Origin of the sequence: Larkinella sp. C7 (assembly GCF_006149005.1) — a bacterium.
Lineage (GTDB): Bacteria > Bacteroidota > Bacteroidia > Cytophagales > Spirosomataceae > Larkinella.
The window spans coordinates 298,797-320,682 of the sequence record NZ_VBSL01000004.1 but is presented as its reverse complement, the minus strand read 5'-3'; the positions used below and the strand labels follow the sequence as shown (position 1 = coordinate 320,682).

The following is a 21,886-nucleotide window of genomic DNA, read 5'->3' as shown; positions in this document are numbered from 1 at the left end:
ATTGAACCGATTAGGCAATTCCAGTAAATTTTTTCTAAAAAAATTACTGGAAACCAGTATGCAACCACTGCTGTCGCTATCCATGAGCAAACCCCTTTTCTCATGGATAGACTTTATAAAAAGCCCCTTTCCTTCCGGACCCTCATGAAACTATCGGTTATTCAGCTGCTGATGACGATCCTGTTTATGGGTGCAACCTATGCCCACGATGCCAACGGCCAGGAAGTGCTGGACCAGCGCATCGCGGTAAAAGCCGAAACCACCAACCTGAAAAAAGCACTGACGTTTCTGGAGCGCCATGCCAATGTCCTTTTTATCTACAACCCGCGTGAAATTCAGGTCAACCAGAAGGTGACACTGGAAAACCGGTTTGTGACCCTCAAGGAAACACTCAACGATTTGCTGACTCCGCTTCATATTCGCTACGAAGTAAGCGGGAAACAGATTGCGCTTTTCAAAATGAACGGCACCGGCAGCACGCTTCCGGGCAACACCCTGACTACCAGCGACGTTCTGGCCGACCTAACCGTATCCGGTACGGTTTCAGACGAAAAAGGCGAAGGCTTGCCGGGCGTCAGCGTGCTGGTGAAAGGCACCACGCGCGGCACGACGACCAACGGCGACGGGAAATACCAGATTGTCGTTCCCAATGAATCGGCCGTGCTGGTTTTCAGCTTTGTCGGGTTTGTTTCGCAGGAAATTGCGGTGGAAAAACGCACCAGCCTCAACGTTTCGTTGAAAACTGACAACAAGAGCCTGGAGGAAGTCGTCGTGGTGGGCTACGGAACCGTCAAGAAATCGGATCTGACGGGTTCGGTGGCCAAAGTCGGCGAAGCCAACATCAAGGCAACGCCCATTCCGTCGCTCGACCGGGCCATGCAGGGCCGCGCTGCCGGGGTTCAGGTGGTGTCGAATTCGGCCCGGCCCGGCGGAAATTCCACCATCCGGATTCGGGGTTCGGGTTCGGTCAATGCCGGCAATGATCCACTCTACGTCATCGACGGTTTTCCGACTACCGGTCTGAACTCCATCAACACCGACGACATTGAGTCCATCGAAATCCTGAAAGATGCTTCGGCAACCGCCATTTATGGTTCCCGGGGTTCCAATGGCGTCGTGCTCGTCACGACCAAACGCGGCAAGGCCGGCAAGGCGGTGATTAGCTACGAAGGCTATTATGGCAACCAGTCGGTACGCCGGAAGCTCCCGATGCTCAACGCCCGCCAGTTTGCCGAACTGGTCAACGACGCCCAGATCAACAACGGCGGCAAGGCCTATTTTGACGGCAGCACGGCGGATCGTCCGCTGGTTTCAACCCTGGGTGAAGGCACCGACTGGCAGAGTGTCGTCATGCGCGATGCGCCCATCCAGAACCACCAGCTCTCGGTTTCGGGAGGTGCTGAAAAATCCCGGTATGCGGTGTCCTTCGGCTACTACGGCCAGGATGGTATTCTGCTGAAATCGGATTTCAAACGCTACACGCTGCGGGCCAACCTCGACAACGACCTGACGTCGCGCCTGAAAGTGGGAGTTACCATGCAGGGGGCCTATACGCTGACCAACAACCCCCGCACCGAAACCGACGGCAACCTGGCCGTGAGTGGCATCATCAGTTCGGCCCTGAATTATTCCCCCACGTTTCCGGTGCGGAATGCCGACGGAAGCTACTACAAAAACCAGGGTGCCCTGAACGGACTGGGTGCCGACAATCCGCTGGCCGTCGCCAATGAGTTTACGGACAAAACCGCCCTCATCCGCATTCTGGCCAACGCCTATGTGGATTACAAAATCATCGAAGGGCTGACCTTCCGGACCAGCTTCGGAACGGATCTGCAAAGCTCGAAAAACAATTACTACGTCACCCGGCTGGCGGTTCTGGGCGCGAGTGTGGGCGGTAGTGCCTCCGTTTCCAATTCCCAAAGCGTCAACTGGCTGAACGAAAACATCCTGAATTACACCCGCCAACTGGCTCCTAAACACAGCCTGAATGCGGTTTTGGGGTATACGATCCAGGGCTTGTCAGCCGAAAGTGTGGTGGCCAATGCCAATACCTTTTCCGACGACTTTGCTTCGTACAACAACCTGGCAGCCGGTTCGACGCTGGTGGCACCACGCTCCGGGAGCAGCGACTGGCGGCTGATTTCTTATCTGGCGCGGGTTAATTACGGCTTCGACGACCGCTTTCTGCTGACGCTGACCGGTCGGCGGGACGGGTCGTCGCGCTTTGGCCCGAACAACAAATTCGGTTTCTTTCCGTCGGGTGCCATCGCCTGGAAACTCGCTAATGAACCCTGGCTGAAAGACCTCACGTTTATTTCCGATGCCAAACTGCGGGCCAGCTACGGTCTGTCGGGGAATCAGGAAATCGGGAATTACCAGTATCTGGCCAACATCAGCTCGGCCCCTTACGTCATCGGCGGGGCACTGAACGTCGGATCGGCCACTGCGGGCATTGGCAACCCCGATTTACGCTGGGAAAAAAACGCTCAATTTGACGTTGGTTTTGACGTTGGATTGTTCAATAACCGCGTTCAGGTATCGGCCGATTATTACATCAAAAAAACCTCTGATCTGCTTTTTAACGTGGGTGTCCCTACTTCATCCGGTTTTTCTACCACGCTGAAAAACCTGGGCAGTGTTCGCAACAAAGGATTCGAATTTTCGATGAACACAATCAACGTAGACCAGGGCGGTTTTCGCTGGACGTCGGAATTCAATATCTCCTTCAACCGGAATAAAATCCTGTTCCTGGATGGCCGGAAAGAGTTCAGAACGGGTTCGGATGCCACCATTTCCAACACCACCCAAAATCCGATTTTGCTGCGGGTCGATAGTCCACTGGGCAATTTCTTCGGGCTGGTTACCAACGGCATTTTCCAGAACCAGGCGGAAGTGGATGGATCGGCCCAAAAAACGGCCAAACCGGGTGATCTCCGGTATGTGGACCGGAACGGCGATGGCGTGATCAACGATTCTGACCGGGACATCATCGGCAACAGCAACCCGGATTTCTTCGGCGGGCTGAACAACACCTTTTCCTACAAAGGCTTCGATTTAAACATTTTTGTACAAGGTTCATACGGCAACGAAATCCTGAATTTTGCCACCTTCGACCAGTTGAACCTGACAGGGGGCAACAACCAGTCGGCCCGGGCGCTGGACCGCTGGACGCCCACCAATCCGAGCAACACCATTCCCCGCGCCAATGCCGGGGGCGGCTCGCGGCTGCTTTCGTCGCTGCACGTCGAGGACGGTTCCTACCTACGCTTTAAAAACATTTCGCTGGGGTATAACCTGCCCAAAAGCCTGTTGAACCGCCTGTCGGTTGGCTCCGCCAAAGTGTATGTAACCGCCCAGAATTTTATCACCCTGACCTCGTATTCAGGCTATGATCCGGAAGTGAACCGCTACGGAAGTTCGTCACTGAGCCAGGGGCTGGATTATGGCGGCTACCCCTCCGCAAAAACCGTATTGGTAGGTCTGAACCTGAAATTTTAATGCATAGATCTCTATGAAAACCAACACCTTACTACTCGTTGTGGCCCTATTGGCAACCGCCTGCGAAAGCCAGCTCGACCTGTCTCCCGTAACGAACCTGACCAATGCCACCTATTACAAAACCGCCGACGATGCCAAAGCGGCACTGGGAGCGTGTTACAACGCCATCGGCAACCTGGACCCGAACCTGGACATCACCACCACCGACGACGCCATTCCCTTTCTGACGGGCGACGCCAACCGGCCGCTGTTGTGGCGGTATGACATCACGCCCGCCAACACCTTTGTCAGCCTGTATTCACCAGCCTACCGGGGCATCAACCGCTCCAATACCGTCATTGACCGCTTGCCCGGTATTGCGATGGATGAAACACTGAAAAAACGGTATATCGCCGAAGCGAAATTTCTCCGCGCGTTGCATTATTTCAACCTCGTGCGGCTCTATGGCGACGTGCCGCTGGTAACCAAAGAAACTACCTCGCTGGAAGGCCTGGAACTCCCCCGGTCACCGGCGAACGACATCTACGCCCTGATTGAAGCTGATCTGAAAGAAGCCGAGAGCATTTTGCCGGTTACGTATCCGGCCAGCGAGTCGGGCCGAGCTACGCAGGGAGCGGCCAAAGGAATGCTGGCGAAACTCTACCTCTGGCGGGCCGGAACCACCGCCGGTTCGCCTTTCTGGACGCAGGCGGCCACCAAAGCGAAGGAAGTAATCGACCAAGGCGTTTATGCACTGTATGACAACTATGCCGACGCGTTTGCGCTCACGGCGCGGGGTGGCAAGGAGAATATCTTTGAAGTACAGTATCTGACCGATGTGCGTGGCCACAACATTGGGCGCGGTTTTGGCGTCCGGGCGGCCCTGATTTACCCCAGTGGCGGAGCGGGCATTGCGCGGGTCAGCGCCAGTTTGTTCAATGCCTATTCCGCAAACGACAAACGAAAGCCGGTTACGTTCATCACCTCGTATGTCTATAACGGGGTGACGACCAATCTTTCCATCACCGATCCTGATCCCACCAAAGCGGTTTCTTTCCAGAAACTGTGGGATAAAACCGCCAAAACCAACGGCGGTGAAGGCACGAGCATTCCGATCCTGCGGTATTCCGATGTGTTGCTGATGCAGGCCGAAGCCCTCAATGAAGTGAACAACGGGCCGACTGCGGAAGCGTATGCCGCCATCAACAAAGTGCGCATCCGGGCGGGCCTGACGGCCTTGACGGGCCTCAACTACCAGCAATTCAAAGAAGCGGTTCTGCTGGAACGGCGACTGGAACTGACGTTCGAGAACAACCGCCGGTTCGATCTGATCCGGACGGGCAAACTGGTCGAGGCCGTGAAAGCCGACAATACGTTCAACCGGAATCCGGTCATCAAGCCTTTCCACGTTCTGCTGCCCATTCCGCAGGTGGATATGGATGCCAATCCGAGTCTGGTTCAGAATCCCGGCTATTAATCGAACCAACCAAACATGATGCGCAGTCGAAGAGACTTTCTGAAAGCAACCAGCCTATCGGTGGCCACCGCTGCCCTGCCACCGATGGGAACCCAACACCCGGTTCCGCATTCTTTCGTTCCGAAGAAGACGCCGACCATCATGCTGCGCTCCTCGTGGCGGGATGCCAACATCGGCGATCAAGGTCACACGCCTGGCACGTTAAGGCTCCTCGAACGCCATATTCCGGAAGCGCAACTGCTCCTCTGGCACGCCGAACCCCGGCCCGAAACCGAAAAACTGGTGACCCAAAATTTCCCGAAAGTCAAAATTGTGCGGGGTAATTTTTATACAGGAGACCAGCTTTCGGACGAGCTGAAAGCGGCTTTCGACCAGACGGATCTGCTTATTCATAATTCGAGCCAATCCTTTAATTACGGCTTGTATAACTACGAATGGGGCGGCCCAATCAGGGTGCTGACACCGTTTTACTACTGTTACGACAAGGGGATTCCGTTCGGTATTTATGGACAGTCGTTCGATAAATTCGCCCCGCCCTCGCAGTATTTTTTTCGGGATATTCTGAACCGGGCGGCTTTTCTGTACGCCCGCGACAACGAATCGCTCAACTTCCTGAAAGCCGAAACCTTCCATCCGTCCATCCTCGAATTTGCCCCGGACGGCTGTTTTGGAATCGATATCCGGGATGAACGCAAAGGGCTGGCGTATCTGACACAGGCGGGTCTGGAAGATGGCAAATTTCTGGTGGTGATTATCCGAACCAACACACCCCATTTCAACGAAAAAGGGGAAGGAAATTTACTGAATCCCACGAAACCGACGCCTGAGCAACAGGAGCAGGACCGCACCCGGATGGCTAAAATCAGGGAGGTCATTACACACTGGGTCAAGGAAACCGGCTATAAAGTGCTGCTGGCCCCGGAAGTAGATAAAGAAATGCCGCAGGCAAAAAACCACCTGTACGATCAACTGGACGCGACCACCCGGCAGAAAGTCGTTTTGCGCGACACCTTCTGGAATGCCGATGAAGCCATGTCGGTTTATGCCCGCGCTCATTCTCTGATTGGGATGGAACCGCACTCGCTGATTATGGGCCTGGCCCTCGGCAAACCGGTGGTTCACGTTCGCTCCCATTTCCACGGTCGAAAAGGCTGGATGTTTCGCGACATCGGCTTGCCTGAGTGGCTGTTTGAAGTGGACGAAAGCCCGGCTTCGGCCTGGATCGACCAGCTCTCTAAAATTCACCGCGACTATCCGGCGGCCAAAGCCAAGGCCCAAAAGGCGATGGCGTTCGTGCAAAAACGTCAGTCCGAAAGCATGATGGCTGTCCGCAAAATCGTGGGTTTACCAAGCACCAAATAGTATGACACCTGATTCAACGTATTCCAACCGACGCATTTTCCTGAAAAGTGCGGCCCTGGCAACCGCTTCACTCCTGGCCTCGATAAAAGGCATTTCCGGCAAAAAAGCTCCCGCCATTGTGCTGCGGTCGTCGTGGCAAACAGTCAACATCGGCGACATCGGGCACACGCCCGGCGTCCTCTCGCTGCTGGAAAAATACCTGCCCGACGCCAGCATCCGGCTCTGGCCGAGCAGTGTTGGCAATGGCGTTGAGGAGTTGCTCAAACGCCGGTTTCCCAGGGTTTCCATTGTCCAGACACCGGAAGAGATTGCGGCTACCCTGAAAGAATGTGACTTTCTGCTACACGGTTCCGGGCCGTCGCTCGTCGCCCGCAAGGATGTGGAACGCTGGCACCGGGAAACCGGCAAACCGTTCGGGATTTACGGCATCACCTTCCCCGGCGTTTACGCGCCCGGCCCGGCGGCCAGCAAGGTCAATCCGCTGGACGTCGAGTTGTTAAACCATGCCCGATTCGCGTTTTTCCGGGATTCTGTTTCGCTGGAGGTAGCGAAAGAAATCGGGATCAAAAGCCCAACGATGGCCTTTTGCCCGGATGGTGCCTTCGCCGTGGACTTCCGGAATGACCAGGCCGCCACCGCCTTTCTGTCGAAACACGGATTGGAAGCAGGTAAATTTCTGTGCGTGATTCCGCGCACCCGGTTTACGCCCTACTGGGAAATTCCCGCCAAAAAAACGCCCTTCGATGCGGAAAGAAACGCGATCAATCAACAGATGAAGGAGCAGGACAACGCCCCCCTGCGGGAAGCAATGATCGCCGTGGTGCGCCAGACCGGGTTGAAAATCCTGATTGTTCCGGAAGACGAAACGCAGGTCAAGCTGGGCAAGGAAATTTTGCTCGACAAACTGCCGGATGATGTAAAGAAAAACGTGGTGTGGCGCGACCGGTATTGGCTCACCGACGAAGCACTCAGCACCTATCTGTTGTCGGCGGGTTTGTTCGGGCTCGAAATGCACTCGCCCATCATGTGCATCGGCCACGGCATTCCGGCCATTGTCTGCCGCTTTGCCGAACAAACCAGCAAGGGCATCATGTGGCGGGATATTGGTCTGGGCGACTGGCTGTTCGACATGGACAAACCCGAGGAAGTGGCCCGGGTTGTTCCGGCGGTTCTGGCCATGGCCAAAGACCCGAAAGCCGCGAAGGCGAAGGCCGCAAAGGCCCGGCTTTTTGTTGAAAAACGCCAGCGCGAAACGATGGCAATTTTAAAGACAACCCTGATTGGCTAGCTCCAGGTGCAATCCGGGGGTTGCGGCTCCAACCGCTTCAATGATATTCTAAACCGTTGCATTCATGCAAAACCGTCGATCTTTTCTTCAACAAACAACCGCCCTCATCGGCCTGCTGATGAGCGTTCCGGCGCTGGCCCAAAAAGCCGCAAAAAAAACCATTCTGCTGCGTTCCGCCTGGCAAACCGTCAACATCGGCGACATCGGACACACGCCGGGCATCCTCACCCTGCTGGAACGATACCTGCCCGACGTCACGATTCAACTCTGGCCGTCGGACATTGGCAACGGCGTGGAAGCACTCATCCGGAAGCGCTTTCCAAAAGTAATCATCCTGAAAGGCCCGGAAAAGATTTCGGCGGCTTTCAACGACTGCGATTTTCTGCTGCACAGTTCCGGGTCTTCGCTGGTGGCCCGGAAAGACGTGGATCGATGGCACCGGGAAACCGGCAAACCGTTCGGCATCTACGGGATTTCGCTGCACGGCGTTTTCCCAACGCCACTGGCATCCAACGCCACCTCGGCGGCTGAAGTGGAACTGATCAGTAAAGCGCAGTTTATCTTTTTCCGGGATTCGGCCTCGCTCAAGTTTGCGAAAGAAAAAGGAATTACCTGCCCCATCATGGAATATGGTCCGGATGCGGCTTTTGCGGTCGATCTGCGGGATGATGCGTCGGCGGAGGCTTTTCTCAAAGCGCATCAGCTGGAAACCGGTAAATTCATGTGCGTCATTCCCCGACTGCGGTATACGCCCTACTGGAAAATCCCCGCTAAAAAAGCCGCGTTTGACGAGTTCAAGCACACCCGGAATGAGGAAATGAAAGAACACGATCACGCCGTACTCCGCGAAGCCATCAGCGCGGTCGTTCGGCAAACGCCAATGAAAATCCTGATCTGTCCGGAAGACGAAACGCAGGTGGCGATTGGCAAAGAAATGCTGTATGATCCACTCCCCGCCGAAGTCAAAGCAAAAGTCGTCTGGCGGGATCGCTACTGGCTCACCGGTGAGGCCATCAGTACCTACCTGCGGTCGGCGGGTTTGTTCGGGCTCGAAATGCACTCACCCATCATGTGCGTCGGCAACGGCGTTCCGGCCATCGTCTGCCGGTTCGACGAACAAACCAGCAAAGGCATCATGTGGCGGGATATTGGCCTGGGCGACTGGCTGTTCGATATGGACAAACCCGCTGAAGTGGCCCGCATCGTTCCGACGGTTCTGGCGATGGCCAAAGACCCCAAAACCGCAAAAGCCAAAGCCGCAAAAGCCCGGACTTTCGTTGAAAAACGCCAGCGCGAAACGATGGCAATCGTGGGCAAAACGCTGGCGGTCTAGCCATTTCACCAAGCCCGCCGGGCTTTTCCCCGGGGACAACCCGGGGCTCACTCCTATAACATCCAAACGAGTACCCATGCCAAACCGCAGAGAATTCCTGAAGCATACACCGTCGCTGATCGGGTTGTTACTCAGTGTTCCATCCCTCGCCAACGCGACATTCCCCGCTAAAAAATCCATCATTCTCCGCTCCTCGTGGCAGACTGAAAACATCGGCGACATTGCCCATACGCCCGGCGTTCTGACGTTGCTGGAAAAGTACCTGCCGGATGTCGAAGTTCGTTTGTGGCCATCTAATGTGGGCAACGGCGTGGAAGAAATGCTGATGAAACGGTTTCCCAAACTGGTTATCCTGAAAACTGCAGACGAAAAGAAGGCGGCTCTGGCCGAGTGCGGTTTTCTGCTGCATGGCTCCGGGCCGTCGCTGGTGGGTCGAAAAGAAATTGAACAATGGCGGGAAACCGGAAAACCGTACGGCATCTACGGCATCACCTGGCCCGGCGTATACGGCTTTCCTGAAGACCGCTGGAAGTTTAATCCGGCGGATGTCGAGTTGCTCACCAAAGCCCGGTTTGCCTATTTCCGGGATTCGGTTTCGATGGAATTTGCGAAGTCCAAGGGCGTTGCCTGTCCGATTATGGAGTTCTGCCCCGACGGTGCATTTGCCGTGGATATTCGGGACGATAAAGCCGCCGACGCTTTTTTGAAGAAACACGGCCTCGAAACCGGCAAATTTCTGTGTGCGATTCCGCAACTGCGGTTTTCGCCCTGGTGGGAACTGCCAGCCAAAAAACAAACCGTCAATGAGGCCAAGCACGCCCGGAATGAGCTGATGAAGGAGCAGGATAACAAGCCGATTCGGGAAGCCATCATTGCCGTCGTTCGCCAGACGCCAATGAAGGTATTGCTGGTGCCGGAAAACGAAACGCAGGTTCGGATTGGCAAGGAAATGCTGTATGATCCGCTCCCGGAGGATGTAAAATCCAAAGTCGTCTGGCGCGATCATTACTGGCTCACCGACGAAGCCGTCAGCACCTATATTCGCTCGGCGGGCTTGTTCGGCATCGAAATGCACTCGCCCATCATGTGCATCGCGCTGGGCATTCCGGCCATCGTCTGCCGGTTTGAAGAACAGACCAGCAAAGGGGCCATGTGGCGCGATATTGGTCTGGGCGACTGGCTTTTTGATCTGGATACACCCAAAGACGTTGCGGGGATTGTTCCGGCGGTTCTGGCAATGGCCAAAGATCCGAAAGCCGCCAAAGCGAAGGCCCTGAAAGGCAAGCAGTTTGTCAATCAGCGGCAAAAAGAAACGATGGCGGTGGTGAAGAAAAACGTCGAAGCCTAGGGACAATTTTCGTGTTTTCCCTACGATTTTGCGCCGACGAACTTCCGTAATTCCTGGTAAATGAGGTTATTTTGCCAGAAGAGCTGGGTCACCATCCCAACGTGTTTTTTACCCGGCAGAACCGTGTATTCGTGTTTTACGCCCAGTTCCTGAAGACGCTGGTGGAATTTCCGGGTACTATTGGCAATGCTCGGATACGTCCGGCTGCCGGTGTAAATCAGCATGGGCGGACTGGCGGGCGTGACCTGGTTGTGAGCCGACATCGCCCGCCAAACCGTGGAATCTTTCCCGAACGGTACGAGGTATTGTTCGTCATCGGGATACTCCATTTTCTGAAGATAGTCGAACATATTCAACCCGGCCGGATCATCGAGAATGGCACCCTTGACGGGATTTTGGGTCAGTCCGAACTTCTGAAACAACCGGTCGTCCGTCGCCAGCAAAGCCGCCAGTCCCCCACCCGCCGAATGACCCATGACGACAATCCGGTTGGGATCTCCGCCAAATTCGGCGATATGCTGCGAGGTCCAAAGCAGGGCGCGAACACAATCGTCGGCCATGCCGGGCACCAAAACCGCCGGGGAAAGGCGGTAATTGATAATTACGGCCACCATCTCCTGTTTGGCCAGGCGACGGCCGATAAACGTATAAAGATTTTTACTACCGCTGTCCCAGTTTCCGCCGTGAATGAAAACCACAACGGGAAAAGGCCGCGCGGCTTTTTGTTTGGGCGCATACACATCGAGTACATGACGTTCTGCATTGAAATCCGGGGCGTCGGCGTTCACGTACGGAATGTCTTTGGTCCGGACGCTGGGTCGCGCCGTGGCGTATTCATGAATGAAAAGACTGAGCAGGCCCACGGCAAAAAAGGCAACGGGAATTTGCCAGAGCAGTCGGAGAAGGGACATTAGGCGAGCAGGTTGGACGGTACCATTTCGTAGCTTTTTAAAGGTAAACAACTGAATGTCACAATATGCACGGTTGTCTTTTAAAAGAAAAGATAAATGTAAAATGATGAACGTCAAATGTAAAAGTGCTGGATGGGCAACTTCTTTTACATTCAGCGTTCATCATTTTACATTTATTATTCTTTTTGATCACCACTTAAACTGACAACTCCGCTGCCGCCGGTTCATCCAGAAACCAGTGTACATCACCCTGGGCGGCCCGAATCAGTTGAGCGGGGTGATTTTCAATGTCTTCGGCTCCATTCAGAACCGCGTTAACGGCTTCGGCTTTTCCTTTTCCGTAGACCAGAAAGGCCAGATGATAAGCCAGATTTATCAGGGGAGCGGTCATCGTAATGCGGGACACATTCTGATCTTCCAAAAAAACCGCCTTCACCGAAACCGAGGTATCGTGCAAAACCGGCGTGTTCGGAAACAACGACGCGGTGTGCGAATTGTCGCCCAGACCCAGTAAAACCAGATCAAATCGAACCTGTTCGGCCTGATATCGGTGCTGAATGGCCTGGGTGTACTTCATCGCGGCTTCCTCCGGCGACAGGCTCGTATCGACCGTAAAAATGTTCTTAGCCGGAATCCGCAGCGGCTCGAATAGCGCTTTTTTGACCATCAACGCATTGCTGTCCGGATCATCGGACGGAACGTAGCGCTCGTCGCCGAAGAAAAAATCGACTTTGTCCCAATCCAGTTGGCTGCTGAATTCGGGCGAAGCGAGCAGTTCATACAGTTTTTTGGGCGAACTGCCGCCCGAGAGCGCGACCGAAAACCGTCCCGTCGTGGCAATCGTTTCCTTTGCCGTTCGGATGAAGAATTCGGCCAGTTCCAAAACCGCCAGGTCGGCGGTTTTGGAGATGTGTAAAATCGGCTGGCTCATCAATGTTTTCCGTTTAAGGGCAGTGTAAACCAATGAAATCCGTCCTGCGCAATGAGGGCTTCGGCGTTTTCAGGGCCCCACGAACCGGCTGAATAATTCGGAAAACTCAGGCTTTTCTTGCTTTCCCAGGCGTGTAGAATCGGCATGATCAGGTCCCAGGCGGCTTCCACCTGATCGCTCCGCATGAACAGCGTCTGGTCGCCCAGCATCGTGTCGAGCAGCAGCGTTTCGTAGGCTTCTGGCGGTTTTCCGGCATAGGTGCCACTGTAATCGAATACCAGATCGACCGGATTGAGCGTCATGTCCAGACCGGGCCGTTTGGCCTGCATCTGCAACCGGATGCTCATTTCGGGCTGAATGCTGAAAACCAGCCGGTTTTGCTGCCAGTTTTCGGCGGATTCGGGCGGAAAAATCGAGTGCGGAATGTTCTTGAACTGAATCGAAATGATGGACGCGGACTGCGCCAGGTGCTTGCCGGTTCGGAGGTAAAACGGTACGTCCTGCCAGCGCCAGTTGTCGACGAAAAACTTGAAGGCTGCAAACGTCTCCGTATTGGACTCCGGATTCACTTCCGGCTCTTCCCGATAGCCTGCCACTTCCTTGCCTTCAATCCAGCCGTGGCCGTATTGTCCGCGAACGGCCGAAAACCGAATCGCGTCGGCATCGAACCGGCGCATGGATTTCAGGACATCCACCCGGCGGTTCCGGATTTCGTCGGCATCCAGGTTGATCGGCGGTTCCATCGCAATCAGACACAGCAACTGCAGAATGTGGTTCTGCACCATGTCGCGCGTCGCCCCGGCGCCGTCGTAATACCCGCCCCGGTCTTCGACGCCCAGTTGTTCGGTCACCGAAATCTGGACGTGGTCGATGTAATTGCGGTTCCAGATCGGTTCCAGCAGGGCGTTGGCAAACCGGAAGGCCATGATGTTCTGCACGGTTTCCTTGCCCAGATAATGGTCGATGCGGTAAATCTGTTTTTCGTCAAAAATGCCCTGCAATTGTTTATTCAGGGCTTTGGCCGATTCCAGATCATGCCCGAACGGTTTTTCAATGACGATGCGGGTGCGCTCCATGCCGTCTTTCGGGCATTTTTTGGCGATGTTGTCCGCAATGATCGGGAAGAAATTCGGAGCCACCGCCAGGTAATAAATCAGGTCGGCTTTCTCGTTCCATTCGGCTTCGTACGACTCGATCCGGCTCCCCAGTTCCTGGTAGGTCTTCGTGTCTTTCAGGTCCGAAACCTGGTAGTAAATGTTTTTGCTGAACGTGTCCCATTGCTCGGCTTTGGCTTTGCCACTACGGGAAAACAGGTTGATGCCCTCCAGCAGTTTTTCCCGGAACTGATCATCACTGAGTTGGGTCCGACCGGTTCCGATGATTGAAAAATGGGACGGCATCCAGCCGTCTAAATACAGGTTGTATAAAGCCGGCGCGAGTTTACGCCAGGCTAAGTCGCCGGTTCCGCCGAAAATGATAAATACGGTGGGTTGCGGTGTGAGCGTTGATTTCATGGTTTACCGGGTAATGGCGTCCAGTGGGTGTGGAAAACGCCTTCTTTACCAATTAGTTCGTAGGTGTGAGCACCAAAATAATCGCGTTGTGCCTGAATCAGATTCGAGGGCATGTTTTCGCTGCGAAATGCATCAAAATAGGTCAGGGAAGCCGCAAAAGCCGGCAAGGCAATGCCCGCTGTCAGGGCCGAAGCCACCACCGACCGCATGCCCGGAACGGTTTCGTTCACCAGCGTTTGCACCGACTCGTCGAGCAGCAAATGCTCCAGACTCGGTGCTTTTTCGTAGGCGTTGAAAATCTCATTGAGCAAGGTCGCCCGAATGATGCAACCGCCCCGCCAGATTTTGGCAATTTCGGCCAGGTTGAGGGTATACCCGTACGAGATGGAAGAACGGTACAGAAGATCGAGCCCCTGCGCGTAGGTCATCACCGTACTGAAATACAAAGCCTGTTCCAGACTTTCCAGCAAAGTCTGTTTATCGATTGTCAGGAGCGACGGTTCGTCGCCGTACACCGTAGCGGCTTTGATCCGTAACACTTTGTATTTGGATAAATTGCGCATCGAGACCGCCATATCAATCGTCGGAATCGGCACTTCCAGATCCATCGCCACCTGCGAGGTCCACTTGCCGGTTCCCTTCGATTTGGCCTGGTCTTTAATCAGATCGATCAGATACTGGTCGGAGTCCGGTTCCTTGAATCCGAAAATATCCCGGGTCACTTCAATCAGAAACGATTGCAGCCGTCCTTCATTCCAGTTTTTGAAAAGTTCGTAAATTTCCGCATTGTCCAGTTTCAACCCTTTGCGCAGCACTTCGTAAGTTTCGGAAATGAGCTGCATCAAACCGTACTCGATCCCGTTGTGCACCATTTTCACAAAGTGCCCCGACGCCCCCGGCCCGATGTAGGTCACGCAGGGAACGCCATCGACTTTGGCGGCAATGGCGTCAAAAATCGGTTTCAGGGTCAGGTAAGCGGCTTTGTCACCACCTGGCATCATGCTCGGTCCTTTCCGCGCACCTTCTTCGCCCCCGGAAATCCCCATTCCGAAGAAATGAAGCCCCTTGGAATCCAGCGCTTTGTCGCGGATGTCGGTGTCCGTAAAGTGCGAGTTGCCGCCGTCGATGATGATGTCGCCCGGTTCGAGCAGCGGCACCAGTTTGTCGATCACGTTGTCCACCGGTTTGCCGGCAGGCACCAGCATCATGATGGCGCGGGGTTTGGTCAGGCTCTGGGTCATGGCCGCCAGATCCGTAAAGCCTTTGACCGGTTTGCCTTCGCCTTCTTTTTCAAAACCGGCCACCTGGTCGGGATTGATGTCGTAACCGGCTACCGGGAAGCCGTGGTCTGCCATGTTCAGCAGCAAGTTGCGGCCCATCGTACCGAGGCCGATCATTCCAAAATTATACTTCGTTTCTGCCATTGAACTCGTGCAAGTTTATCGGTTGGTTTTTAAGCTTTTCCAGAATGGCTTTGGTGGACTCAAACGTCTGGTGGTGCAGGGCGTTGATGCCCAGTTTGCGGGCGGCTTCCACCAGCATCAGCCGGTCGTCAAAATACACGCACTGTTCCGGACGGGCCTGCGCCACACCCATCGCCAGCCGGAAAATACCGGGGTCCGGTTTTCGCATGCCCACTTCGCAGGACGAGATGAAGGCATCGAAACACCGGTGCAGCTTGAATTTTTTGATGCGGTATTCGTTCAGTTCGCGCCCTTCGTTGTTGATGGAAATGATCCGGATGTCCCGGTTTTCTTTTTTCCATTCCGTCAGCCATTGCAGCATGTCAGGCAATTCCAGCGACTGTGCAAACATAAACGCCTTGAAATCCTCCCGCGTGAAATCGCGCGGCTGGCTGAAAACGACCGTGTCCAGGTATTCATCGAGCGTGATGCGACCAATTTCGTAGGTACTGAACATGAAATCGTGCAACACGTCCATTTCCGAATAATCGAAACCAAACGCGTCAGCCGCCCGCTGCCGGGATTCGTGCCCCCAACCGTTGGTCAGCAGCACGCCCCCGACATCGAGAAAAAGGATTTTAAGTGGTGCGAGATCCATTATCAGGCGGTTTCGAGCGATTTTTTCTGGGTTTCGATGGCCGCCAGCAGTTTTTCGTAGGGCTTGTTGAATTTATCGATGCCTTCGTCTTCCAGTTTCTGGGTGATATCGTCGATGTCGATGCCCGCCGTTTTGAGTTTTTCCAGAATCTCGGTCGCTTTGTCCAAGTCGTTTTCCAGGCGGCTTTGCGCATCGCCGTGGTCGCGGAAAGCCACCAGCGTTTCCATCGGAATGGTATCGACGGTGTTGGGTCCGATCAGTTCTTCCACGTATTTGGTATCGGGAATCGCCGGATTTTTGCTGCTCGTGCTGGCCCACAACAAGCGCTGCGGTTTCGCACCGAGTTCCTTCAGTTTCGCAAACCGCTCGCTGCTGAACACCCGTTTGTAGATCTCGTAGGCTTTGCGGGCCGAGGCAATGGCCACCTGCGCCTTCAGTTCGGGCAATCCTTTTTCGTCCAGAATCGGATCGACCATGACGTCGATGCGGCTCAGGAAGAAACTCGCTACCGAGGCAATTCCGTCAATCGGCTGACCAGCGGCCGCGCGGGCTTCCAGACCGGAGATATACGCGTCCGTTACCGCTTCGTAGCGATCCAGTCCAAACAACAACGTGACGTTGATGTTGATGCCTTCGCTGATGGCGGTTTGAATGGCCGACAAACCGGGCGCGGTTCCGGGAATTTTGATCATCACATTGTCACGATCTACGGCTTTCCAGAGTTCGCGCGCCTGTTTGATGGTCCCTTCGGCATCCAGCGCCAGAAATGGCGATACTTCCAGGCTCACGTAACCGTCCGCACCGCGCACATCTTCTTCTTCGTAAACCGGCTTAAACAAATCAGCCGCCCGCTGAATGTCGCTGACGGCCAGACCGTAAAATATATCTTCGTTGCTTTTGTCCTCTTTTGCCAACGTCTTGATGTCCTCATCGTAGTCGGAGCTGCTGCTGATGGCTTTCTCGAAAATCGCCGGATTCGACGTGATACCGCGAACGCCATCCTCATCGATCAGCTTTTGCAGTTCGCCGGAATCCATAATTTTCCGGTCGATAAAATCCAGCCAGATGCTCTGACCAAACTCATGAATTTGTTTTACGCGATTGGTTGCCATGTGTTGAGGGGTTTGTAGTTTATGGTTGTTTTGGGACTTTAGTTTTCGGTTTTCAGTATTCGGTTTACGGTGGCTGACGCGTTAGTGAGTGTGCGTCAGCCACCGTAAACCGAATACTGAAAACCGAAAACCTACTTCTTTTCCAGTTCAATCACTTTCTTCAATCTCCGCAGGTGTCGTTCGGCACCGCTGAACTTTGCTTCCAGGAACGCCTGGACAAATTCTTCGGCGACCCGGTTTCCAGTAATACGTCCGCCGAGGCAAATTAAGTTCATATCATCGTCTTCCACACCCTGGTGCGCCGAAAAATGGTCGTTGATCAACGCGGCCCGCACGCCGGGGATCTTGTTGGCGACGATGGCTGCGCCTACGCCACTCCCGCAGACCGCCACGCCCCGCTCTACATCGCGGCTGGAAACCGCCTGCGCCAGCGGAATGATCAAATCGGGATAATCGTCCAAAGAATCCAGCCGGTACGCACCAAAATCAACGACTTGGTAGCCCAGATTGATCAGAAATGCTTTCAGCGTTTCCTTCAGTTCGAAACCGCCATGATCAGCGGCAATGCCTATTTTCATTTTTTTTATTTTTAGTACTTCGTTATTCGGTCTTCGTTATTCAGTATTCGATATTAAAGTTCTAACAATGAACGTATTAACTAAATAACGAATAATGAATGTTGAATAACGAACATTGAAGTTTAACGATCCAGCAACGCCTTCGCCCGCTTCACCACATTCGTCACCGTGAAGCCAAACTTTTTGAACAATTCTTCCGCCGGGGCGGATTCGCCGAAGGTGGTCATGCCCAGAATATCGCCTTCGTCGGTGACGTATTTATACCAGCCCATTTCGGCACCAGCTTCCACCGCCAGCCGTTTTTTCAGGGCTTTCGGGAATACTTTTTCCTTGTAAGCCGCGCTCTGCCGGTCGAACAGTTCAAACGATGGCATGCTCACGACCCGGGCCGAAATGGCTTCTTTTTTCAATGCTTCCTGTGCCTGAAACAACAACGAAACTTCCGAACCGGTGCCCATCAGAATCACATCCGGCTCTTTTTCGGAATCCGACAAAATGTAAGCGCCTTTTTCCAGTTCCGTCGCCGGAGTGTATTTTTCCTGATCGATGACCGGCAATCCCTGACGGGTCAGCACAATCACAACGGGCCCGCCGGGATGCTGAATGGCCACGCGCCAGGCCTGGGCCGTTTCGTTGGCATCCGCCGGGCGAATCACCACCACATTGGGCATGGCCCGGAGTGCCATCAACTGCTCAATGGGCTGGTGTGTCGTTCCGTCTTCGCCCAAACCGATGCTGTCGTGCGTAAAGATAAAAATCGGGCGGATTTTCATGATGGCCGCCAACCGAATCGGGGGCCGCATGTAATCCGAAAAGACCAGAAACGTCGCGCCGTACGGAATAATCCCTTTCGTCACCGCCAGTCCGTTCAGGATCGCTCCCATTGCGTGTTCACGAATCCCAAAATGGAAAATGCGGCCATCCCGGTTTTCTACCGAAAAGGACTGGTAATTTTTCAGATCCGTATCCGTCGACGGCGACAGATCGGCCGAACCGCCAATCAGGTGCGGCAATGCGTCGGCAATGGCATTCAGCACTTTTCCGGAGGCTTTCCGGGTCGCAATTTTCTCATCACCGGCAGCAAAAACCGGGATCTTTTTCTCCCAGCCTTTCGGCAATTGGCCGTTGCTCACCAGCTCATACTCCTCCGCCAGTTCGGGGTATTTTGCTTTGTAGGCCTTGTAAAGATCGTTCCATTTGTCCTCTTTCTTCGCGCGCTCTTTCCCGATTCCCCGGTAATACTGCAGCACGTCTTCCGGCACGACAAACGATTTTTCGGGATCGAATCCGAATTTTTCCTTCACCAGCTTGATTTCATCGGCACCCAACGGTGAACCATGCGCTTCTGCGGTGTCTTCTTTATTCGGACTACCGTAGCCAATGTGCGTCCGCACTTTGATCAGCGAAGGCCGTTTGGTTTCTCCCTGTGCGGCTTTCACGGCCTGATACAAGGCTTCCAGATCATTGCCATCGGGGACGACCTGCACGTGCCATCCGTACGACAGAAACCGCTGGGCAACGTCTTCCGTAAACGTCAGATCGGTGCTGCCTTCGATGGAAATGTGGTTGTCGTCGTAAAAATAAATCAGGTTGCCGAGTTGCAGGTGCCCCGCCAGCGAAGCCGCTTCGGCCGTAATGCCTTCCATCATGTCGCCATCGCTGCAAATGGCGTAGATTTTATAGTCAAAAAGCGGAAAATCCGGTTTGTTGTAGCGAGCGGCCAGGTGATATTGCCCGATGGCAAACCCGACGCCGTTGGCAAACCCCTGCCCCAGCGGCCCGGTCGTTATTTCAATGCCTTTCGACAAACCGTATTCCGGGTGGCCGGGCGTCTGGCTATCCAACTGGCGAAACGCCTTCAGATCATTCATACTCAGCTCATAACCGGTCAGGTACAGGTAACAATACTGCAACATACAGCCGTGCCCCGCCGACAGAATAAACCGGTCGCGGTTGGGCCAATCCGGATTTTTCGGATTGTAGTTCATGGCTTCTGTCCAAAGAATATGGCCCATCGGCGCGGCTCCCATTGGCAAACCGGGATGGCCGGAATTGGCTTTCTGCACGGCATCGGCGGCCAGAATCCGGACGGTATTGATGCCTAGCTGTTCAATGGATTGGGTTGGGGTTTTCATCGAAAAGGGGGATAATACTACACGTAACGTTGACTTAGTTAACCCCCTGCCAAAAGGGTTTGTTCGTTTCGGACGGGTTATTTCGCGGAGTTGAGCGGAGAAAAGGGAAGTTAAGCGGAGTTTTTTTTCAATTATTTCTCCACTTAATTTCCTTTTTCTCCGCTCAACTCCGCGAAATAACGCTTTTCATTGTATTTTCGAGCATATGAAAACAGCCTTCATTCGCTTTGTAGCCAGCCTTCTTCTAGTACTTCCTATTGTCACACAGGCGCAATCATTCCCGTTAGAAACCGTTAGAAGTTATCCTTTTCCCTCCGACCTCACCAGTTCGGCTCAGGGGTCGCGGCTGGCCTGGGTGTTCAATGAACAGGGGCGACGGAATGTTTACGTCGCCGAAGGCCCGGATTTTGCGCCCCGAAAACTCACGAACTATACCGAAGACGACGGACAGGAAATCACCAGTCTGGCCATCTCTGCCGACGGAAAATGGGTCGTCTACGTGCGCGGTGGCGATCACGGTTCCAACTGGGATGAAGCGTTGCCGGTCAATACATCGTCCTCGCCCAACCCTATCAAGGTTCAGATCTGGAGCCTTCCCTTTGCGGGTGGCGAACCGAAGTCATTGTCGGAAGGGGATGAACCACTGATTTCGCCCAAAAATGATCAAATTGCTTTTATCAAAGGCCATCAGGTCTGGACGGCCCCCATCGACGGATCATCACCCGCCAGGAATCTCTTCACGGCCCGGGGCGAAAATGGGTCGATTCAATGGTCGCCCGATGGGTCGCGCCTGGCTTTCGTCTGTAACCGGGGTGATCATGCTTTCGTCGGGGTTTTCACCAATTCCGAAACGCCCATCCACTGGCTCGCTCCCTCCTTTTCGCGGGATCGTTCCCCCCGCTGGTCGCCCGACGGCACCCAAATTGCCTTCGTCCGAACCCCCGGTGCAGGGGGCGCACCCGATTCCCTGCTGACTCGAAAACACCAGCCCTGGGGAATCTGGACGGCAGATGTCGCCACTGGAAAAGCTCAACCGCTCTGGCAGGCTCCCAAAACACTGGCGGGGTCGTTGCCACCCACCCACGGCGGCACCAACCTGCACTGGGCCGCCAACAACCGAATTGTATTCCTTTCGTACCAGGACGGCTGGCCCCACCTGTATTCGATGCCCGCTACGGGCGGCTCTCCCCTGCTGCTGACGCCGGGCGGTTTTATGGCCGAGCACATTCAACTAAGCCCCGACCGCAAGTGGCTGGTTTTTAGCGGTAACACTGGCCCCGACAAACAGGACATCGACCGGCGACACGTGGTTCGGGTTCCGGTCGACAAAGCCGCCGTGGAAGTGCTGACCCCCGGAGCCGGACTGGAATGGACGCCGGTTGTGACGGGCGACGGAGCGACGATCGCCTTGATCAGTGCCACGGCCCAGCGTCCTCCGCTGCCCGCCGTCATACCTTTTACGAAAGGAACGCCCCGGCTGCTCGCCCAAAATCTGATTCCCGCCAATTTTCCAACCAGCCAGTTGGTGACGCCGAAACAGGTCGTTTTCAAAGCTGCCGACGGTGTCACGGTTCACGCCCAGCTTTTTGAACCGGCGGGCGGGCCTGCCAAAAAACCGGCGATTATTTATATACACGGCGGCCCCATGCGACAGATGCAACTGGGCTGGAACTACTCCGATTATTATTCCAATGCCTATGCCTGGAACCAGTATCTGACAAGCCTCGGGTTTGCGGTTTTGTCGGTCAATTACCGGCTCGGCATTGGCTACGGTTACGCGTTTCACCAACCCGCCAGGGGCGGCAAAAATGGCGCGGCCGAGTACCAGGATATCCGGGCGGCCGGGGAATGGCTGGCGAAGCAGCCCCAGATCGACGCCAGCCGGATTGGGGTGTATGGCGGTTCCTACGGCGGATATTTGACGGCCCTGGCACTGGGTCACGACTCCAGATTGTTTGCCGCCGGGGTCGATATTCACGGCGTCCACGACATGACCAACGAGCGAACCGAACAGGTTTCCCACCAGATCGAGCAGATTCCGGATGCCCAACTGGCCGCAAAGGTAGCGTTTGAATCATCGCCGATTTCGGTGGTGAACACCTGGACCTCGCCCGTGCTGATCATCCACGGCGACGACGACCGCAACGTCCGGATCAGCCAGAGTACCGATCTGGTCCGTCGGCTGGAAGCGAAGGGCGTCCCGATGGAGACGATAATCATTGTGGACGATACGCACCACTGGATGCGGCACGCCAATGCGCTGAAAGTGGGACAGGCCACGGCAGATTTTTTCAAACGCAAATTGCTCAAAACAGAAAAGTGATTTTTTCTTCATCGGTTTACAACGCATCGCGGTACA

15 protein-coding genes are annotated in these 21,886 nt (G+C 54.6%); 7 read left to right on the top strand and 8 right to left on the bottom strand.

Going from position 1 to position 21,886, the window contains the following annotated elements:
- The first annotated feature begins 102 nt into the window (after positions 1-102).
- From FH871_RS12370 to FH871_RS12345, 6 genes are all read left to right on the top strand, one after another.
- Positions 103-3,498: a TonB-dependent receptor gene (locus tag FH871_RS12370; protein ID WP_229317247.1), complete on the top strand. Its 3,396-nt coding sequence runs from the start codon at positions 103-105 to the stop codon at positions 3,496-3,498.
- Positions 3,499-3,511: 13 nt separating this feature from the next.
- Positions 3,512-4,954 carry a RagB/SusD family nutrient uptake outer membrane protein gene (locus FH871_RS12365; RefSeq protein WP_138991740.1) on the top strand — a complete coding sequence of 481 codons (1,443 nt, stop codon included), beginning with the start codon at positions 3,512-3,514 and terminating at the stop codon, positions 4,952-4,954.
- Positions 4,955-4,969: 15 nt separating this feature from the next.
- Positions 4,970-6,316 (top strand): polysaccharide pyruvyl transferase family protein, encoded by a 1,347-nt coding sequence (locus tag FH871_RS12360; protein ID WP_138991739.1) that lies wholly within the window; start codon positions 4,970-4,972, stop codon positions 6,314-6,316.
- 1 nt (position 6,317) lies between these two features.
- On the top strand, positions 6,318-7,604 hold the full coding sequence (locus tag FH871_RS12355; protein WP_138991738.1) for a polysaccharide pyruvyl transferase family protein: 1,287 nt from the start codon (positions 6,318-6,320) through the stop codon (positions 7,602-7,604).
- Between the two features lie 64 nt (positions 7,605-7,668).
- A complete protein-coding gene (locus tag FH871_RS12350) occupies positions 7,669-8,937 on the top strand; it encodes a polysaccharide pyruvyl transferase family protein (RefSeq protein ID WP_138991737.1) in 1,269 nt (422 codons plus the stop codon).
- A 76-nt stretch (positions 8,938-9,013) separates the two neighbouring features.
- Entirely contained in the window at positions 9,014-10,285 is a 1,272-nt protein-coding gene (locus tag FH871_RS12345; protein WP_138991736.1) for a polysaccharide pyruvyl transferase family protein, read from the top strand.
- Positions 10,286-10,305: 20 nt separating this feature from the next.
- On the opposite strand, the gene FH871_RS12340 is transcribed toward FH871_RS12345, so the two are convergent.
- The 8 genes from FH871_RS12340 to tkt all read right to left on the bottom strand — a co-directional run bounded on the left by FH871_RS12340 (position 10,306) and on the right by tkt (position 19,527).
- Entirely contained in the window at positions 10,306-11,196 is an 891-nt protein-coding gene (locus tag FH871_RS12340) for an alpha/beta hydrolase (protein WP_138991735.1), read from the bottom strand.
- 196 nt (positions 11,197-11,392) lie between these two features.
- Complete coding sequence (pgl, locus tag FH871_RS12335; RefSeq protein ID WP_138991734.1) at positions 11,393-12,127, bottom strand: 6-phosphogluconolactonase; 735 nt, start codon at positions 12,125-12,127, stop codon at positions 11,393-11,395.
- Positions 12,127-13,641, bottom strand: coding sequence for a glucose-6-phosphate dehydrogenase (gene zwf, locus FH871_RS12330; protein ID WP_138991733.1), 1,515 nt, complete (start codon positions 13,639-13,641; stop codon positions 12,127-12,129). Before zwf ends, pgl begins: the two co-directional genes overlap by 1 nt.
- Positions 13,638-15,065, bottom strand: a complete 1,428-nt coding sequence (gene gndA, locus FH871_RS12325; protein WP_138991732.1) for an NADP-dependent phosphogluconate dehydrogenase — start codon at positions 15,063-15,065, stop codon at positions 13,638-13,640. Before gndA ends, zwf begins: the two co-directional genes overlap by 4 nt.
- Positions 15,046-15,702 (bottom strand): HAD family hydrolase, encoded by a 657-nt coding sequence (locus FH871_RS12320; protein ID WP_138991731.1) that lies wholly within the window; start codon positions 15,700-15,702, stop codon positions 15,046-15,048. The genes gndA and FH871_RS12320 overlap by 20 nt, the downstream gene beginning before the upstream one ends.
- 2 nt (positions 15,703-15,704) lie before the next feature.
- Positions 15,705-16,814: a transaldolase gene (gene tal, locus FH871_RS12315; protein ID WP_138991730.1), complete on the bottom strand. Its 1,110-nt coding sequence runs from the start codon at positions 16,812-16,814 to the stop codon at positions 15,705-15,707.
- Between the two features lie 131 nt (positions 16,815-16,945).
- Positions 16,946-17,392: an RpiB/LacA/LacB family sugar-phosphate isomerase gene (locus FH871_RS12310; protein ID WP_138991729.1), complete on the bottom strand. Its 447-nt coding sequence runs from the start codon at positions 17,390-17,392 to the stop codon at positions 16,946-16,948.
- A gap of 122 nt (positions 17,393-17,514) precedes the next feature.
- Positions 17,515-19,527 (bottom strand): transketolase, encoded by a 2,013-nt coding sequence (gene tkt, locus FH871_RS12305; protein ID WP_138991728.1) that lies wholly within the window; start codon positions 19,525-19,527, stop codon positions 17,515-17,517.
- Positions 19,528-19,732: 205 nt separating this feature from the next.
- Between tkt and FH871_RS12300 the strand changes: the two genes are divergently transcribed.
- Entirely contained in the window at positions 19,733-21,850 is a 2,118-nt protein-coding gene (locus FH871_RS12300) for a prolyl oligopeptidase family serine peptidase (protein ID WP_138991727.1), read from the top strand.
- The last annotated feature ends 36 nt before the right edge of the window (positions 21,851-21,886 follow it).

Bases quoted from the DNA above. Each gene is read 5' to 3' on its own strand.
- FH871_RS12345 (WP_138991736.1), top strand. From the start codon at position 9,014: ATGCCAAACCGCAGAGAATTCCTGAAGCATACACCGTCGCTGATCGGG.
- FH871_RS12300 (WP_138991727.1), top strand. From the start codon at position 19,733: ATGAAAACAGCCTTCATTCGCTTTGTAGCCAGCCTTCTTCTAGTACTT.
- gndA (WP_138991732.1), bottom strand. From the start codon at position 15,065: ATGGCAGAAACGAAGTATAATTTTGGAATGATCGGCCTCGGTACGATG.
- FH871_RS12310 (WP_138991729.1), bottom strand. From the start codon at position 17,392: ATGAAAATAGGCATTGCCGCTGATCATGGCGGTTTCGAACTGAAGGAA.
- FH871_RS12365 (WP_138991740.1), top strand. From the start codon at position 3,512: ATGAAAACCAACACCTTACTACTCGTTGTGGCCCTATTGGCAACCGCC.
- FH871_RS12360 (WP_138991739.1), top strand. From the start codon at position 4,970: ATGATGCGCAGTCGAAGAGACTTTCTGAAAGCAACCAGCCTATCGGTG.
- pgl (WP_138991734.1), bottom strand. From the start codon at position 12,127: ATGAGCCAGCCGATTTTACACATCTCCAAAACCGCCGACCTGGCGGTT.
- FH871_RS12355 (WP_138991738.1), top strand. From the start codon at position 6,318: ATGACACCTGATTCAACGTATTCCAACCGACGCATTTTCCTGAAAAGT.
- tkt (WP_138991728.1), bottom strand. From the start codon at position 19,527: ATGAAAACCCCAACCCAATCCATTGAACAGCTAGGCATCAATACCGTC.
- tal (WP_138991730.1), bottom strand. From the start codon at position 16,814: ATGGCAACCAATCGCGTAAAACAAATTCATGAGTTTGGTCAGAGCATC.
- zwf (WP_138991733.1), bottom strand. From the start codon at position 13,641: ATGAAATCAACGCTCACACCGCAACCCACCGTATTTATCATTTTCGGC.
- FH871_RS12370 (WP_229317247.1), top strand. From the start codon at position 103: ATGGATAGACTTTATAAAAAGCCCCTTTCCTTCCGGACCCTCATGAAA.
- FH871_RS12320 (WP_138991731.1), bottom strand. From the start codon at position 15,702: ATGGATCTCGCACCACTTAAAATCCTTTTTCTCGATGTCGGGGGCGTG.
- FH871_RS12340 (WP_138991735.1), bottom strand. From the start codon at position 11,196: ATGTCCCTTCTCCGACTGCTCTGGCAAATTCCCGTTGCCTTTTTTGCC.
- FH871_RS12350 (WP_138991737.1), top strand. From the start codon at position 7,669: ATGCAAAACCGTCGATCTTTTCTTCAACAAACAACCGCCCTCATCGGC.